This is a genomic window from Pseudomonas sp. ADAK21, from assembly GCF_012935735.1.
In the GTDB taxonomy this organism is placed as follows: domain Bacteria; phylum Pseudomonadota; class Gammaproteobacteria; order Pseudomonadales; family Pseudomonadaceae; genus Aquipseudomonas; species Aquipseudomonas proteolytica.
This window is the reverse complement of the sequence record NZ_CP052857.1, coordinates 1,751,409-1,767,041: the sequence shown is the minus strand read 5'-3', so window position 1 is coordinate 1,767,041 and position 15,633 is coordinate 1,751,409. Positions and strand designations below refer to the sequence as shown.

13 protein-coding genes and 1 pseudogene are annotated in these 15,633 nt (G+C 61.8%); 8 read left to right on the top strand and 6 right to left on the bottom strand.

Translation table 11 applies throughout. The features are described 5' to 3' along the window. Window positions 1–43 precede the first annotated feature (43 nt). From HKK57_RS08125 to HKK57_RS08115, 3 genes are all read left to right on the top strand, one after another. Window positions 44–1,954 carry an ATP-binding cassette domain-containing protein gene (locus HKK57_RS08125; RefSeq protein ID WP_029289609.1) on the top strand — a complete coding sequence of 637 codons (1,911 nt, stop codon included), beginning with the start codon at window positions 44–46 and terminating at the stop codon, window positions 1,952–1,954. Beyond that, window positions 1,954–2,523 (top strand): mechanosensitive ion channel family protein, encoded by a 570-nt coding sequence (locus HKK57_RS08120; protein WP_029289606.1) that lies wholly within the window; start codon window positions 1,954–1,956, stop codon window positions 2,521–2,523. The genes HKK57_RS08125 and HKK57_RS08120 overlap by 1 nt, the downstream gene beginning before the upstream one ends. A gap of 71 nt (window positions 2,524–2,594) precedes the next feature. After that, a complete protein-coding gene (locus tag HKK57_RS08115) occupies window positions 2,595–3,227 on the top strand; it encodes a LysE family transporter (protein WP_029289605.1) in 633 nt (210 codons plus the stop codon). A gap of 137 nt (window positions 3,228–3,364) precedes the next feature. Here the strand turns inward: HKK57_RS08115 and HKK57_RS08110 are convergent, their stop codons facing one another. The 4 genes from HKK57_RS08110 to HKK57_RS08095 are packed head-to-tail and all read right to left on the bottom strand — an operon-like array spanning window position 3,365 to window position 6,508. Further along, window positions 3,365–4,105 carry a hypothetical protein gene (locus HKK57_RS08110; protein WP_029289603.1) on the bottom strand — a complete coding sequence of 247 codons (741 nt, stop codon included), beginning with the start codon at window positions 4,103–4,105 and terminating at the stop codon, window positions 3,365–3,367. A 3-nt stretch (window positions 4,106–4,108) separates the two neighbouring features. Then, entirely contained in the window at window positions 4,109–4,696 is a 588-nt protein-coding gene (gene lpoB / locus HKK57_RS08105; protein WP_029289601.1) for a penicillin-binding protein activator LpoB, read from the bottom strand. Between the two features lie 35 nt (window positions 4,697–4,731). Next, complete coding sequence (locus HKK57_RS08100; RefSeq protein WP_029289599.1) at window positions 4,732–5,100, bottom strand: YcfL family protein; 369 nt, start codon at window positions 5,098–5,100, stop codon at window positions 4,732–4,734. A 10-nt stretch (window positions 5,101–5,110) separates the two neighbouring features. Continuing rightward, window positions 5,111–6,508 (bottom strand): COG3014 family protein, encoded by a 1,398-nt coding sequence (locus HKK57_RS08095; protein WP_169390012.1) that lies wholly within the window; start codon window positions 6,506–6,508, stop codon window positions 5,111–5,113. 291 nt (window positions 6,509–6,799) lie between these two features. Between HKK57_RS08095 and HKK57_RS08090 the strand changes: the two genes are divergently transcribed. After that, window positions 6,800–8,698, top strand: a complete 1,899-nt coding sequence (locus HKK57_RS08090; protein WP_169390011.1) for an FTR1 family protein — start codon at window positions 6,800–6,802, stop codon at window positions 8,696–8,698. A 130-nt stretch (window positions 8,699–8,828) separates the two neighbouring features. Here the strand turns inward: HKK57_RS08090 and elbB are convergent, their stop codons facing one another. Continuing rightward, a complete protein-coding gene (gene elbB, locus HKK57_RS08085; RefSeq protein ID WP_029289592.1) occupies window positions 8,829–9,494 on the bottom strand; it encodes an isoprenoid biosynthesis glyoxalase ElbB in 666 nt (221 codons plus the stop codon). 181 nt (window positions 9,495–9,675) lie between these two features. Between elbB and HKK57_RS08080 the strand changes: the two are divergent. Next, window positions 9,676–9,872: pseudogene (locus HKK57_RS08080) on the top strand (sterol desaturase family protein); the annotation flags it as partial. Here HKK57_RS08080 and HKK57_RS08075 read toward each other — a convergent pair. After that, the gene (locus tag HKK57_RS08075) at window positions 9,868–10,509 is read right to left on the bottom strand and encodes a DedA family protein (RefSeq protein ID WP_029289590.1); all 642 of its coding nucleotides are present in this window, start codon (window positions 10,507–10,509) and stop codon (window positions 9,868–9,870) included. The pseudogene HKK57_RS08080 and the gene HKK57_RS08075 overlap by 5 nt on opposite strands. Window positions 10,510–10,716: 207 nt before the next feature. On the opposite strand from HKK57_RS08075, the gene hemB reads away from it, so the two are divergent. The 3 genes from hemB to HKK57_RS08060 all read left to right on the top strand — a co-directional run bounded on the left by hemB (window position 10,717) and on the right by HKK57_RS08060 (window position 15,607). Beyond that, window positions 10,717–11,730, top strand: a complete 1,014-nt coding sequence (hemB, locus tag HKK57_RS08070) for a porphobilinogen synthase (protein WP_070994028.1) — start codon at window positions 10,717–10,719, stop codon at window positions 11,728–11,730. Between the two features lie 18 nt (window positions 11,731–11,748). Next, window positions 11,749–13,971 (top strand): polyphosphate kinase 1, encoded by a 2,223-nt coding sequence (ppk1, locus tag HKK57_RS08065; protein ID WP_029289586.1) that lies wholly within the window; start codon window positions 11,749–11,751, stop codon window positions 13,969–13,971. A gap of 229 nt (window positions 13,972–14,200) precedes the next feature. Then, window positions 14,201–15,607, top strand: a complete 1,407-nt coding sequence (locus HKK57_RS08060) for an amidase family protein (protein WP_029289584.1) — start codon at window positions 14,201–14,203, stop codon at window positions 15,605–15,607. The last annotated feature ends 26 nt before the right edge of the window (window positions 15,608–15,633 follow it).

The following is a 15,633-nucleotide window of genomic DNA, read 5'->3' as shown; positions in this document are numbered from 1 at the left end:
CCCAAGCCAGCGGCTAACGAAGCTGGTAGACTCCGCCGCCATTATGATCCGACTTCAAAGCCTAACATTACAGCGTGGCCCGCAACGTCTTCTTGAAGACGCCGAGCTGACCCTGCACGCCGGTCACAAAGCCGGCCTGATCGGTGCCAATGGCGCCGGCAAATCCACGTTGTTTGCCCTGTTGCTCGGTGAGCTGACCCCGGATTCCGGGGACTGCCTGCTGCCAGCCGACTGGCGTATCGCCCATATGCGCCAGGAGATCGACACCCTGGACCGCATCGCGATCGACTACGTGCTCGATGGCGACCTGCGCCTGCGCCAGGTGCAACACGACCTGGCCGAGGCCGAGAAAGCCCAGGACGGTGCCGCCCAGGCCCGCCTGCACTCGGAACTCGACAGTGCCGACGGTTACACCGCCGACGCCCGTGCGCGCAAGATGCTCGCCGGCCTGGGGTTCACCAACGAACAGATGGATCGCCCGGTCGCCGACTTCTCCGGTGGCTGGCGCATGCGCCTGAACCTGGCCCAGGCGTTGATGTGCCCCTCGGACCTGTTGCTGCTCGACGAACCCACCAACCACTTGGATCTCGATGCGATCCTGTGGCTGGAGGATTTCCTCAAGAGCTACCCGGGCACCTTGCTGCTGATTTCCCACGACCGGGATTTCCTCGACGCAGTGGTCGATAACATCGCCCATGTCGAACAGAAAAAAATCACCCTCTATCGCGGCGGCTACACCGCGTTCGAGCGGGCCCGCGCCGAACGCCTGGCCCAGCAGCAACAGGCTTTCGAGAAGCAACAGGCGCAGCGTGCGCACATGGAAAGCTACATCGCCCGGTTCAAGGCCCAGGCCACCAAGGCCCGCCAGGCTCAGAGCCGGATCAAGGCGTTGGAGCGCATGGAAGAGCTGTCGGCGGCCCACGTCGATTCGCCATTCGACTTTGTGTTCCGCGAATCGGTGAAAATCTCCAGCCCCTTGCTGGACCTCTCGGATGCACGCCTGGGCTATGGCGACAAAACCATCCTGGAGAAGGTCAAGCTGCAGCTCACCCCGGGTGCGCGCATCGGTTTGCTCGGGCCCAACGGCGCGGGCAAATCGACGCTGATCAAGAACCTTTCCGGTGAGCTGCAACCCCTGGCCGGGCGCCTGACCCGTGGCGAGAACCTGGTGGTGGGCTACTTCGCCCAGCATCAGCTGGACTCCCTCGACTCCAAGGCCAGCCCGCTCCTGCATTTGCAGCGCCTGGCGCCAACCGAGCGCGAGCAGACCCTGCGCGACTTCCTGGGTGGTTTCGACTTCCGTGGCGCGCGCATCGATGAGCCGGTGTTGAATTTCTCGGGCGGCGAAAAAGCCCGTTTGGCCCTGGCGTTGATCGCCTGGGACCGGCCAAACCTGCTGCTGCTCGACGAACCGACCAACCACCTGGACCTGGAAATGCGCCTGGCGCTGACCATGGCCCTGCAGGAATTCAGCGGTGCAGTACTGGTGGTGTCTCACGACCGCCACTTGCTCAAGAGCACCACTGATAACTTCCTGCTGGTAGCTGATGGAAAAGTCGAAGAGTTCGATGGCGACCTGGACGACTACGCCCGTTGGCTGACTGACTATCGACTGCGCAACGCGCCGGTCAGCAACACCCCGGTCAACCCGGACAAGACCGACAAGAAAGCCCAGCGCCAGGCTGCCGCAGCCCTGCGCCAGCAATTGGCACCGCACAAACGCGAAGCCGACAAGCTCGAGGCCGAACTGGGCAAGGTCCACGAACGCCTGGCCAAGATCGAAGCCAGCCTCGGCGACAGCGCCGTGTACGAAGCGGCCCGCAAGGATGAACTGCGCGACCTGCTGGCTGAACAGGCCAAGCTGAAGGTGCGCGAAGGGCAATTGGAGGAAACCTGGATGGAAGCCCTCGAACTGCTGGAAGGCCTGCAAGCGGAGCTGGAGGCACTGTCCTGATGGAAGCCTTGCAACTGCCGCTGCCCGCGCAATGGATCGAACCGGTGTGGGTCGGCGTGCAAATCCTGCTGATCCTGCTGGCCGGTTACCTGGCCCAGCGCTTCGTCGCCAAGGGCCTGACGCGCCTGGGCGAGCGCTACCCGTTCCCGCCGCAACTGCTGATGCCCCTGCGCGGTGGTCTGCGCTGGCTGATCATGGGCAGTGCGCTGATCTTCGTCCTTGAGCGCCTGGGGGTGTCGGCCACCGTGCTGTGGACCGCGTTGTCGGGCTTTGTGGCCGTGGCAGCGGTGGCGTTCTTTGCCATGTGGTCGGTGTTGTCCAACCTGCTGTGCGCGATCCTGATCTTCACCGTCGGGCCGTTTCGCCTGGGTGATGTGGTGGAGTTGGTGGATACCGTCGACAAGCCTGGCGTCAAAGGTCGGGTGATCGCGATCAACCTGCTTTACACCACACTGATCGAAGTGGCCGAGGCGGGCACCGACAGCGCTGTGGTGCAAGTGCCCAACAGCCTGTTCTTCCAGCGTTCGGTACGCCGCTGGCGCGGTAGCGACGTCAGCCCCATATCCTGAAAAAACTCTAGCCAGCCCTTGGCCCTCGGAGTTAGCTTAGTGCTCACGACGAATTTGCTACGAGGTGTGTAATGGCGCTCGACACATGGCTGGCCTTCTTCCTGGCCAGCTGGATCATCAGTCTCTCTCCCGGCGCGGGCGCCATCGCCTCGATGTCCAGCGGCCTGCAATACGGTTTTGTGCGCGGCTACTGGAATGCCATCGGCCTGCAACTGGGCCTGGCGATGCAGATTGCCGTGGTGGCCGGCGGCCTTGGGGCGGTGCTTGCGGCGTCGTCTACCGCCTTCTACGCGATCAAATGGTTCGGCGTGGCCTACCTTGTGTACCTGGCCGTCAAGCAATGGCGTGCCTTGCCCATGGACCTGACCGATGACGCTGCCGTGCGCCCCATCGGCAAGCCCATGGCGATGATGTTCCGTGGTTTTCTGGTGAACGCCAGCAACCCCAAGGCGCTGGTGTTCATGCTGGCGGTGCTGCCGCAGTTCGTGAACCCGCAGGCGCCGCTGCTGATCCAGTACCTGATCCTCGGCGCGACGATGATCGGCGTGGATATGATCGTAATGGCCGGCTACACGGGGCTTGCGTCCAAAGTGTTGCGCCTGTTGCGCACGCCCAAGCAGCAGAAACGCGTGAACCGCACGTTTGCCGGGTTGTTCGTGGGCGCTGCGGGTTTCCTCGCCAGCCTGCACCGCGCCACCGCCTGACTGAATAAACCCAATCAAAACTGTGGGAGCTGGCTTGCCTGCGATACACGCGCCGCGGTGTCACTGATACACCGCGCTGATGCGATCGCCGGCAAGCCAGCTCCCACATTGATGTGTGCTAGCCGAGCCATTGAGGTTCAGCGCAGGATTTTCGGCGCTTCGTCCCTTGGCAGGTTATTGCGCAACGCAGGCTGGCCGGGCTCTTGATAGCCGCCGCCCAACTGCTCTTGTAGCTGGCGTGCCACGTCCTCACCCAAGGCTTTCGACACTTCCCTCACCACTCGTGGCCGGTTCAGGTTCACGCGCACATCACGACTGCTCACCAGCTTGGTGTCCTGGCCTTCGCCCATGGCGGTAAACGCCGAGGTGATTTCATAGGTGCGGGTGTTGATCAGACTGAAATCCGCCACCACGCTCAGCCCCAGCACCGCCGAATAGCTGCTGGTGTGATCCAGGGCGTTGATGTCCCGGGTGAAGTCGATGTCCGATAGGGTGCCGAATAGCACATAGTCCGCACCCTTGAAGTGGCCGGCCTTGATCCGCTTGATCACGTCGTACACATCGCCCTTGGCTTCGCTGGTGTAGGGCGTGCCCTGGACCAGTTGGAACTGGCGCGACTTGAGGATCTCGCCCTTGATATCACCGCTGAATTTGCGCAGTTCGCCCTGTTCGATGTAGCTGCTGCGGCTTTCAAACTCGCTGTAGCTGGACGCGCCACTGGCGTTATAGGCACTGGCCTGGAAGTTGTTGCTGGCCGAGACTGCGTGGATGTATTCCTCTACGCGCGCCTCGTAGGCCAGGTCTGTGACGGCAATTTTCGGTGCCGCCCAGGCGCCAAACGTGCAAAGCAAGCCGATGATGCCGATCCATAGGCGCATGGTTTAGCGCTCCGTGGTCTTGCGGATTTCTTTTTCGTCCATCCATTCGGCCAGGCCGCTTTCGACGTCGACCAGTTGCAGGCTGAACTTGTAGAACACGTCCTTGTAGTCGGCACTGCGCTTGACGATGGAGCTGATGGAGCCTTCCAGGCGGTACTTGGCCGCGACCATGTTGCCGGTCTTGCTGACCGTGGACTTCTTGTACAGGCCGCTCTGGTTTTGCAGCTTGAGCTGGTCGACCTGGCTTTGCATGTCGGTGTTGTCGCTGGCGAAGCGGGCGGTGCCGGTCTTCATCAGTTGGGTCTTGATCGAGGTGGTGATCTCGCGGGTATCGATGTATTCGCTGGTCTTGTTCTTCACGTCATACACCTGCACCACCGGGCGGCCCTGGAGAATGCCGGACTGCGCCAGGGAGCGGGTCATGCTTTCGGCGATCATCTGCAGGTCGGTGGACCCGAACTCGTTGGTCACCAATTCCACGGCCTTGGTATCGCCGTAGCTGATGTTTTTGCCGCCGATGACCGGCGAGGTGTTGGCGCAGCCGCTGGCCAGGGCGGCGATCACGGCGAGGAACGAAAAGCGTGCAAACATGGGAAGGTCTCTCGAAAACTGAATAGGGGGCAGGTTCAAGGCGTCTTGACTTCAAGGCGGAAGTCGGCCGCCTGGGGCAGGTTGGCGATAGCCGGCAGGAAAGTGGCCTGGTTGGCGTAGAGGTTCAGCACTTTCCAGGTTTCTTCGTCGCCCACCGGGAAGCCATCGGCGCCCAGCCAGGCGAAGCGGTAATACATCATCTGGTTGCTGCTGGTGATGTTGCTCAACTGCACCTTGGCGGTCAGGAAGCCGTTTTCGCGGGCCACGCGAATCGCGCCCACGGCAATCCCCTTGAACTTGCCCATCACCACGACTTTGCTCGCCGCGCTGCCAGGTTCCGGCGGCGGGGTGGCGCAACCGGCGAGGAAAATCAGCGCCAGGGCGCCGAGGATGAAATGACGCATAGCGTGCTCCTTAAGGTTGTTTGAGGCTGGCCACGGCCTGGCCCGGGTTGCTCGCGACCACATGGGCCGCCAGGCCGCTGGCGAATACCTGGTTGCCGACCACGCGCAAGGTAATCACCTGGTGGCGTTGTTCGGCCTTGACCGTCACCAGCGTGCCGCCCAGGGCATTGGGCAGGCTCACTTGGTGCTCGCCATGCTTGAGGCGCAGGCGCGTGACCTGGGTGACGTCCGGCAGGGTGCGCCAGGTACGGGTGTCGGCGCCCTCGGTGACGGCGGAGGCGATGCCCAACACCAGGCCGGCCATGGGGTTGGTCTGGTTCAGGTTCTTTTGTGTCACACCACGGCTGATGGCGCGCACGGTGGTGCGCAGGATGATCCCTGGCATGTCGTCGCGCAGGGCGCGGCGGGACATGGCGGTGGTGCTGTTGAGGGCCGTGAGGTTCTGCTGCCGGCCATCGACGCCGATCTGCGCAAAGGTGGCCGTCGAGGTGTCTGGCTTGATCACCGGGAACGACAGCGGTGTGATCACCCAATGCCCGTCGATAGGGATCGGCAGTGGCAGGCGGATCGAGTCGCGAGCCGGCGCCAGGCCGCTCTGGACTACGATCAGCACGTCGCTTTCGTCAGCCGCCACGCTGGGCGCGTCCAGATCGAGCAGGGCCTGTTCCAGCAGCGGTGTGTTGGGGCGCAGTTCGGCGGCCTTGCGATAGCCCGGCGCGGCCAGGTCTTTTTCACCCAGGGCTTCGTAGACGAAACCGGCCAGGTAATGACTGAAAGCGCTCTGGTAGCTGTTCTTCAGGCCCACCACGTCCGGCGCGTCGAGGCTTTCCACCGGGTAGCCGCGCAAGTCCTTGAACTGGGTGGCGACGCCCTGGCGTTCGGCTGCGTTTTCGCGCTTGAGGTATTCCTTGTCCCGCAGTTCGGCGATCACCGCTTCGCGTTCGTGGGTTTTCTTGATTTCGGTCCGGGCGCCGTCGAAGTCGTTGACCGCCAGCAGATTCAACGCCATCTGGGTGGTGAGCATGACTTTTTCATAGTCATACCCTTCGTAGCGCCGCACCTTGTCATTGACCAGGAAGCTGCCGAACTGCGCCAGGTAGCGCTCGGTGTCGAACTTGACCGACTCTTCCCACTTGTACACCACCAGGTCTGCGCGGTGCCAGGCCGCCTGGCTGCCGGCCAGGTCACCCTTGGCGCGCAGCAACTCGCCTTTTTCGAAATAGTAGAGAAGGTCTTTGTCTTCGCTGCTGTTGTTTTTCTCCAGCAGGGTCAGCGCACCGTCGACATTGCCGCTGGCCAATTGCTGGTTAGTGGCTTGCAGTTCCGAGTCGTAACTGCGGAACATCGAACAGCCCGACAGCAGCGTGACCGCAGCGAGGGCAAGGGAGATGAAGACGCGAGATGCCATTGGAATGCTGCTTCCCTGAGCGTAGTCGGCCGAAGGTGCTGGTCGGGCCGAATAACCAATCGCAGGAAAAGCCTTTCCTACACATTCCTCATAAAACGAGGAGCTGAAATGCCGATTCGCGATAACGAAGGCGGCGCATTATAGGCTTCGTTACTGGCAAAACAATGGCTTTTCCGTGGGTGTATTGAAGACCTGGGCGGGTCATTTCGGCGGACAAAGCACTAACGCCTTGAGTCAAACCCATTAACATTCGACAATATGTTACTTCTTGTTTCCATCTGAGATTCATTCATGACTGCCCCCTCCCGTTTTCTCGCCTGGCTGTTGTTGCCGGCGTTGGTGTCGTGCAGCTTCAATCTGTTGGCTGCCACCGCAGAAGGTGCGCCCCAGGCCCTGCATTTGCTGGACTACATTGGCGCTGACTATCCGCCGACGGTGGAGGCGGGCAAGGTGGTCGATGAGTCCGAATACCGTGAGCAGGTGGAGTTTCTCGGTGTGCTGCAGGGGCTGGTGGCAGACCTGCCCGACAAGCCCGAGCGTGCGGCCCTGGTCAAAGGCGTCGATGAGCTGCTCGGCGCCGTCACCACCCATCAGGACGGCAACGCGGTAGCGCGCCAGGCACGGCAACTGGGTTCGCAATTGGCGGCGGCCTATGAAGTCAGCCAGGCACCGGCCATTACCCCAGACCCGACACGGGGTGCGCCGCTGTACGCCCAGCATTGCTCGGTGTGCCACGGTGACGCCGGGGCGGGCGATGGCCCGGCCGGTGTCGGCATGACCCCGCCGCCGGCCAACCTGCGCGATGCACAGCGCCTGGACCGCCTGAGCCTGTATGGCATCTACAACACCCTGGGCCTGGGCGTCGAAGGCACCGATATGCCGTCGTTCGCCGACCAGTTGGATGACCGTCAGCGCTGGGACCTGGCGACCTATATCGCCGGCTTCACCGCCGACCCGGCCGCAGCAAAAAGCGAAAAATCCTTCAACCTGGCCGACCTTGCCCGCCAGACCCCGGAAGAAGTGCTGGCCGCCGAAGGGCCGGAGGCGGTCCGGGTGTTCCGCGCCCAGCGTGCGCAGCCGCCGCAGGTCCAGCGTGGCCCGGCGCAGTTGCTGGAGTACACCGCTGCCACGCTGGACAAGAGCCTGGCGGCGTTCCGCAGCGGCGAGCATGAACAGGCCTACGACCTGTCGGTAGCGGCGTACCTGGAAGGTTTCGAGCTGGTGGAAAGCTCCCTGGATAACGTCGACGCCAATGTGCGCAAGGACACTGAGAAGGCCTTGATGGCCTATCGGCAGTCGTTGCAGGACGGGCTGCCGATCGAGCAAGTCCAACAGCGCCTGGACGTGGCCAAGGGCAAACTCACTGAGTCGGCCGGCCTGTTGGGCGGCGACGGCTTGAGCTGGTCCTTGAGCTACATCTCGGGCTTGCTGATCCTGTTGCGTGAAGGGCTGGAAGCGATCCTGGTGCTGGCGGCGATCCTCGCCTTCCTGCGCAACACCGGCCAGCAATCGGCGGTGCGCAGCGTCAACGTCGGATGGGCCCTGGCCCTGGTAGCCGGCGCGGCGACCTGGGCGCTGGCGGCGTATGTCATTGACGTCAGTGGCGCCCAGCGCGAGTTGCTGGAAGGTTGTACGGCACTGTTCGCCAGCGTGATGGTGCTGTGGCTGGGCGTGTGGATGCATGACCGCCGCCACGCGGCCGCCTGGCAGGACTACATCAAGAGCAGCCTGGTCGGCGGTGGTGGGCGTTTTGGGTTTGCGATCCTGGCGTTCTTCTCGGTGTACCGTGAACTGTTCGAAGTGATCCTGTTCTACGAAACCCTGTGGCTGCAGGCCGGTCCTGCCGGGCATAACGCCGTGTTGGCCGGTGGTGCCACGGCGCTGGTGTTGCTGATGGGCCTGGCGTGGATCATTCTGCGCGGCTCGGCGAAATTGCCGCTGGCGCTGTTCTTCGGAATCAACGCCGCGCTGCTGTGCGCGCTGTCGGTGGTGTTCGCCGGGCATGGCGTCAAGGCATTGCAGGAAGCGGGTATCTTCGGCACCCGGCCGGTGGCGTTCTTTGACTTCGACTGGCTGGGCATCCACGCCGATGCGTATTCATTGAGCGCCCAGGCGGTGGCGATCATTGCGATTGTGGTGTTGTACAGCCGCAGCCGCCTGGCCGAAAAGCGCCGGGTGTCGGCTTCTTAAGCACGCCAGCGGTCAAAAGTGGGGCGGGCTTGCCCGCGATGCAGGCGCCTCGGTGTGTCAGTTAAACCGAGGTGATGCTATCGCAGGCAAGCCAGCTCCCACATCGCTGCTGTGAATAGTCAGAGACGACTCAGTCGTTCTCGTGGGTCAGTTCCAGCACCCGGTCCACCAACTTGTTGATGCCCGATGCCACTTCGCTGATGTTCTTGCCCAACATGTAGGCCGGCGTGCTCACCAGTTTGCGCGCCTTGTCTTCGACGATCTCATCTACCGCGCATTCCTGGTGGGTGGCGCCCATCTTGTCCAGTGCCGCCGCCGTGTCGGTGTCGTTGCCGATGGTGCAGGTCACGCCGGGGCCGTAGATTTTTGCCGCCAAGGCTGGCGAGATGCAGATCAGCCCCACGGGCTTGGCTGCTTCGGCGAAGGCTTCGGCCAGTGCCAGTACATCCGGGTTGACGCTGCAGCCGGCGCCTTCGACAGCAAAGGTCGATAGGTTCTTCGCCGCACCAAAACCGCCGGGCACGATCAATGCGTCGAACTCCTCCACGCGGGCCTCGCGAATGTCCTTCACCTCGCCCCGGGCGATGCGCGCAGACTCCACCAGAACATTGCGCGACTCGGGCATTTCTTCGCCCGTGAGGTGGTTGATCACATGCATTTGCGCAATATCCGGCGCGAAGCACTGAACCTCGGCGCCGCGCTGGTCCAGGCGCAGCAAGGTGATCACACTTTCATGGATTTCAGCGCCGTCGTACACGCCACAGCCGGAAAGGATCACTGCAATCTTTTTGCTCATGGGCATTTCTCCTGATTTATGGCGTTAAATGTCTACTTATTTTTCGGTCATTGCCAATGGGGCATCCGGCCATTCGCCCTAATCTTGATATGACAATAGTCGACCGGACTGGCCCTTGGACTTCGTTCCTTGCGCGGTACCGTTGTTCATTGCCCTGATTGTGTTCGAACGGCTGGGCCGCCATGCACAGAACGCTCTCTACATGGATCGCAACCAAGGCGGGGTGTTCATTATTTGGGGGCGTTCGTTTGGCTCGTTACCGGAAGAAGACGAAAAAGAGCCGGTGATCTTTGGCGTGACCACGCCTTTGCCAGTTGGAAGCCGCTGTGGGCCAACTGGCAGTTCTATGCGCAACGATGGAGTGAGGCGCGGCTTACTCGATTGGCGTCGTAGGCTCGGGCTTTTTCTCGGCCAGTTGTTCCTGCGCCAATTGGGCCTTCTCGGCGGCGCAGGTTTCCCGGGCCAGGCGGGCGTTGCGGATGCGCCGGCGCAGCCACAAGCCCAGGCCGAGCACGAGCAAGGCGCCCAGCACCCAGAGCTCGTACTTCTTGACGCTGCCCAGCATGCCTTCGAGCACGGCGCCGAAGTGGTAGGCCGCCGCCCCCAGCGCAGCCGCCCAGATCGCCGCGCCAATGCCGTTGAGCAACAGGTAGCGTCCCGGCGGGTAGCCTGACAGGCCGATGGCCACGGGCATGACCGTGCGCAGGCCATAGACGAAACGGAAACTCAGCACCCAGATATCCGGATGCCGGCGGATGTGCTCCAACGCCCGATCACCCATCAACTGCCAGCGTGGCTTGCGTGCCAACAATTTGCGCCCATGCTTGCGGCCCATGAAGTACCAGAGCTGGTCGCCGGCGTAGCTGCCGAAGAACGCGACCACCACCACTACGTTGATATCCATGTATCCGCGGAACGCAAGGAAGCCTGCGAGAACCAGAATGGTCTCACCTTCAAAGAACGTCCCCAGGAAGAGGGCAAAGTAGCCAAAGTCATTCAGAAATTGTTGGAGCATTGTCTGGGTGCTGGCGAAATGAACGCGCAGCCTACGCCTTCGTGGACATTCATGAAAGTATCGAGATGTGTCATGAAGTGAACATTTCCTACAGAAACCGTGAATGCGGCGACAGGTCGCATGAGTAAGCACAACTGTCATTCCTTCGTCATAATGACCGCTTATAACTGTCACGCTCGCCCGTCAAGCCGGGCTCAGGAGTATGCCGTGAGCTTTACCCCCGCCCAACGCCTGTTTCCCGCTACCCGCCTGCGCCGCAACCGTCGTGATGATTTTTCTCGCCGCCTGGTGCGTGAAAACGTACTGACGGTGGATGATCTGATCCTGCCGGTGTTTGTGCTGGACGGTGAAAATCGTCGGGAAGCGGTGGCGTCGATGCCGGGCGTCGAGCGCTTGACCATTGATCTGCTGCTCGAAGAAGCCGCGCAGTGGGTCGAGCTGGGGATTCCGGCGCTGGCACTGTTCCCGGTCACGCCGGCCGGGCTCAAGTCCCTGGACGCCGCCGAGGCCTGGAACCCCGAAGGGATTGCCCAGCGCGCGACCCGCGCCCTGCGCGAGCGCTTTCCGGAGCTGGGGGTGATCACTGACGTGGCGCTGGACCCGTTCACCACCCACGGGCAGGATGGGATCCTGGATGAAGAAGGCTACGTGCAGAACGACATCACCGTCGATGCCCTGGTCAAGCAGGCGCTGTCCCATGCCGCCGCGGGCGCCCAGGTGGTGGCCCCGTCGGACATGATGGACGGTCGTATCCAGGCAATCCGTGAGGCGCTGGAGCTGGCCGGCCACGTCAATGTGCGGATCATGGCCTATTCGGCCAAGTACGCCAGCGCCTACTACGGGCCGTTCCGCGATGCGGTCGGCTCGGCGTTGAACCTGGGCAAGGCCAACAAGGCCTCGTACCAGATGGACCCGGCCAACAGCCACGAAGCCTTGCACGAAGTGGCGGCGGACCTGGCCGAAGGCGCCGATATGGTGATGGTCAAGCCCGGCATGCCGTACCTGGACATCCTTTATAGGGTCAAGGAGGAATTCAAGGTGCCGACCTTTGTCTATCAGGTCAGTGGTGAATACGCCATGCACATGGCTGCGATTCAAAATGGCTGGTTGGGTGAAGGAGTGATCCTCGAGTCCCTGACTGCCTTTAAACGTGCGGGTGCCGATGGCATCCTGACTTACTTTGCCGCCCGTGCCGCCCAATTGCTTAGAGAGCAACAATAGCCCTCACAGGAACACTCGATGAATACCGAAGGACTCACAGACGTTGCCGTAAAAGACGCTCACCCGGTGGTTGAACAGGTGGCCGAAACCCCGCCGGAGCTTGTGCCTGAGCAGCCTGCCGTGATTACTGAGCCGGTGGTGGCGGCACCGCCTATCGTGATTCCGAACCTGGATGACAGCAGCCTGTATATCCATCGCGAGCTGTCCCAACTGCAATTCAACATCCGTGTACTGGAACAGGCGCTGGATGAGTCCTACCCACTGCTCGAGCGCCTGAAGTTCCTGCTGATCTTCTCCAGCAACCTGGACGAGTTCTTCGAGATCCGTGTCGCCGGCCTCAAGAAACAGATCACCTTTGCCCGTGAACAGGCTGGCGCCGATGGCCTGCAGCCGCACCAGGCCCTGGCCCGCATCAGCGAGCTGGTACACGGCCATGTGGACCGTCAATACGCCATCCTCAACGACATCCTGTTGCCGGAGCTGGAAAAGCATCAGGTGCGGTTCATCCGTCGGCGCAACTGGACCGTCAAGCTCAAGACCTGGGTGCGTCGCTACTTCCGTGACGAGATCGCGCCGATCATCACCCCGATTGGCCTGGACCCGACGCACCCGTTCCCGCTGCTGGTGAACAAGAGCCTGAACTTTATCGTCGAGCTCGAAGGGATCGATGCCTTTGGCCGTGACTCGGGCCTGGCGATCATCCCGGCGCCGCGCCTTTTGCCACGCATCATCAAGGTACCGGAAGAGGTCGGGGGGGCTGGCGATAACTATGTATTTCTTTCGTCGATGATCCACGCCCATGCCGATGACCTGTTCCAGGGCATGAAGGTCAAGGGCTGCTATCAGTTCCGCCTGACCCGTAACGCTGACCTTGCGGTCGACACCGAAGACGTCGAAGACCTGGCCCGCGCCCTGCGCGGCGAGCTGTTCTCGCGGCGCTACGGCGACGCGGTGCGCCTGGAAGTGGCGGATACCTGCCCCAAACATCTCTCGGACTACCTGCTCAAGCAGTTCAACCTGGCCGAGACCGAGCTGTACCAGGTCAATGGCCCGGTGAACCTGACGCGCCTGTTCAGCATCACCAGCCTGGACAGCCATCCGGAGCTGCAATACACGCCGTTCACTCCGCAGATCCCGAAACTGCTGCAAAACAGCGAGAACATCTTCAGCGTGGTCAGCAAGCAGGACATCTTGCTGCTGCACCCCTTCGAGTCGTTCACCCCGGTGGTCGACCTGCTGCGCCAGGCCGCCAAGGACCCCCATGTACTGGCTGTGCGCCAGACCCTGTACCGCAGCGGCGCCAACTCGGAAATCGTCGATGCGCTGGTGGACGCCGCGCGTAACGGCAAGGAAGTCACGGCGGTGATCGAGCTGCGTGCGCGGTTCGACGAAGAGTCCAACCTGCAACTGGCCAGCCGCCTGCAAGCAGCCGGCGCGGTGGTGATCTATGGTGTGGTCGGCTTCAAGACCCACGCCAAGATGATGTTGATCCTGCGCCGCGAAGCCGGGGAAATCGTGCGTTACGCACACCTGGGCACCGGTAACTATCACGCCGGCAACGCCAAGCTCTACACCGACTACAGCCTGCTGACTTCCGACGACGCACTGTGCGAAGACGTCGGCAAACTGTTCAGCCAGTTGATCGGCATGGGTAAGACGCTGCGCATGAAAAAGCTCCTGCATGCGCCGTTCACCCTGAAGAAGGGCATGCTTGACATGATTGCCCGCGAAACCCAGTTCGCCCTCGACGGCAAGCCGGCGCATATCATCGCCAAGTTCAACTCGCTGACCGACCCGAAGATCATCCGTGCGCTGTACAAGGCCAGCCAGTCCGGCGTGCGCATCGACCTGGTGGTGCGCGGCATGTGCTGCCTGCGTCCGGGTATTGCCGGGGTGTCGCACAATATCCACGTGCGTTCGATCATCGGCCGCTTCCTGGAGCACACGCGGGTGTTCTACTTCCTCAACGGTGGTGAAGAGCAGATGTTCCTTTCCAGTGCCGACTGGATGGAACGCAACCTCGACAAGCGGGTAGAGACTTGCTTCCCGGTAGAAGGCAAGAAGCTGATCATGCGGGTCAAGAAAGAGCTGGAGAGTTATCTCACCGATAACACCCACAGCTGGAGCCTGCAGTCGGATGGGCGCTACGTGCGCAACACCCCGACCGGCAACCAGAACCCGCGCAGTGCGCAGGCGACGTTACTGGAGCGGCTGGGCAGCCCGCTGCTGGCCGTACGCTGATACTGGCCTGAGCCTACGTCCACCTCTGACCGGTCGGACAGGCGCTTCAGATATGCCAGGTTGGGAGCCGCCTCTTTCCATTCCTAGACTGACACCGGGCTATCAGACGATAGCCGGTGACAGCTAAGGAGTTTCAATGATGGGGCCAGTCGTAGGAATGGGAGTGGGAGGTACGGGGCTACTTGATGCGTTCACTTCGCCGCCAAAGGATTATCGCAGCGCACACGTGATGGCGTCGGGCATGAGCCAGGCGACGGTCACTTCAGAGGCCCTGGTAAAGGATTCGCTGAAAAGCATCGCCAATATCGACCAGGGTTTGCAGGGCGGCAATGCGTTTCTTGAAGTCAATCCTGATGCCCGTGAGCAGGCAAGGGCGCGCGACCTGGAGCGTGCCAACGGTAACGTGCGCGGTTTTTTGCATGGCGTTCCGATCGCTCTGAAGGATGTCTTTGAAACCAGTGGGAAAATGCAGACCAGCGCGGGTTCCCGTGCGTTGGTTGGATTACCGACGAAAAAAAACGCCAAGGTTGTGGATAACTTGCTCAACGCGGGTGCGGTCATCGTGGGCAAAACCAACATGAGCGAGCTGTCCAACTTTCGCTCCGACGTACCGGTTGACGGATGGAGTTCCCGTGGCGGGCAAACCCTCAACCCGCATCGGCTGGGAGGGCAGGTGGCGGGTTCGAGTTCCGGTTCGGCGGTGGCGGTTGCCCAGGGGCATGTCCCACTGGCATTGGGGGTCGAGACCAATGGTTCGATCATTGCCCCGGCGGCCTACAACGGTGTGTTCGGGGTGAAAACAACGGCCGGGCTGGTGAGCACCGAGGGCGTGATGACCAGTTCGAGGCTGGACGCGGTGGGCACGTTCACGCGCAACATACGCGATGCCGCCGAAGCGCTGAACGCCATGACACAAACAACCGCCTACACCGCCGGGCTGAAGCCGGATGCCTTGCAGGGCAAGCGGATCGGCTACACCCCAGTGCCCGAGTTGACGCAAGAAGAAGCCAGGGATCCGGCCATGCGCGCGGACAAAAAGCATTTTGAGGACGCTATCCAACTCCTGGCGTCCAAGGGTGCCGTCATGGTGCCGATCACCGCGCCGGATGCTGATGTATCGCAGCAAACCTACCATCAATACAACGCCGCGCTTATTGCCGGCATCAAGCCGAGACTGGAAGCGTACCTGGCCACACGGGAAGGGTTGCCCGTGAAGTCGTTGTCTGAGCTGATTGCATTCAATGAGCGCGACAGGCGGCCGGGGGAGCCTGACCAGGATCTGCTGGCCTTTATCAACGGCCTGCAGCTGACGGATGAGCAGCGCGAGAGCCTGTGGGCGTCCGTTATCCCCACGTTCAGCAACGCTCTCGACAAGCCGCTCAATGAACACAAGCTCGATGCCATTGTGTCGAACTTCCACTCACACAGTTACTACGGCGCCGCCGCAGCAGGTTACCCCGGTATATCGGTGCCTTCGGGTATGGATGAGGAGGGGATGCCGACCGCGATTCACTTGTGTGGTACGGGCAACAGCGAGGCCACGTTGCTTTCGATTGCCTATGGCTATGAACAGGCTTCCCAGGCTATCCAGGAGCCGGCCTTCAAGCCGGGTGTGCCACAGACCTCGAGCGTTTAGGGGCGTCGTGAAGTCGCGCACCGGAC

Bases quoted from the DNA above. Each gene is read 5' to 3' on its own strand.
- HKK57_RS08100 (WP_029289599.1), bottom strand. From the start codon at position 5,100: ATGCGTCATTTCATCCTCGGCGCCCTGGCGCTGATTTTCCTCGCCGGT.
- HKK57_RS08075 (WP_029289590.1), bottom strand. From the start codon at position 10,509: ATGCTCCAACAATTTCTGAATGACTTTGGCTACTTTGCCCTCTTCCTG.
- HKK57_RS08115 (WP_029289605.1), top strand. From the start codon at position 2,595: ATGGCGCTCGACACATGGCTGGCCTTCTTCCTGGCCAGCTGGATCATC.
- elbB (WP_029289592.1), bottom strand. From the start codon at position 9,494: ATGAGCAAAAAGATTGCAGTGATCCTTTCCGGCTGTGGCGTGTACGAC.
- HKK57_RS08120 (WP_029289606.1), top strand. From the start codon at position 1,954: ATGGAAGCCTTGCAACTGCCGCTGCCCGCGCAATGGATCGAACCGGTG.
- HKK57_RS08090 (WP_169390011.1), top strand. From the start codon at position 6,800: ATGACTGCCCCCTCCCGTTTTCTCGCCTGGCTGTTGTTGCCGGCGTTG.
- HKK57_RS08095 (WP_169390012.1), bottom strand. From the start codon at position 6,508: ATGGCATCTCGCGTCTTCATCTCCCTTGCCCTCGCTGCGGTCACGCTG.
- HKK57_RS08060 (WP_029289584.1), top strand. From the start codon at position 14,201: ATGGCGTCGGGCATGAGCCAGGCGACGGTCACTTCAGAGGCCCTGGTA.
- ppk1 (WP_029289586.1), top strand. From the start codon at position 11,749: ATGAATACCGAAGGACTCACAGACGTTGCCGTAAAAGACGCTCACCCG.
- lpoB (WP_029289601.1), bottom strand. From the start codon at position 4,696: ATGTTTGCACGCTTTTCGTTCCTCGCCGTGATCGCCGCCCTGGCCAGC.
- HKK57_RS08125 (WP_029289609.1), top strand. From the start codon at position 44: ATGATCCGACTTCAAAGCCTAACATTACAGCGTGGCCCGCAACGTCTT.
- HKK57_RS08110 (WP_029289603.1), bottom strand. From the start codon at position 4,105: ATGCGCCTATGGATCGGCATCATCGGCTTGCTTTGCACGTTTGGCGCC.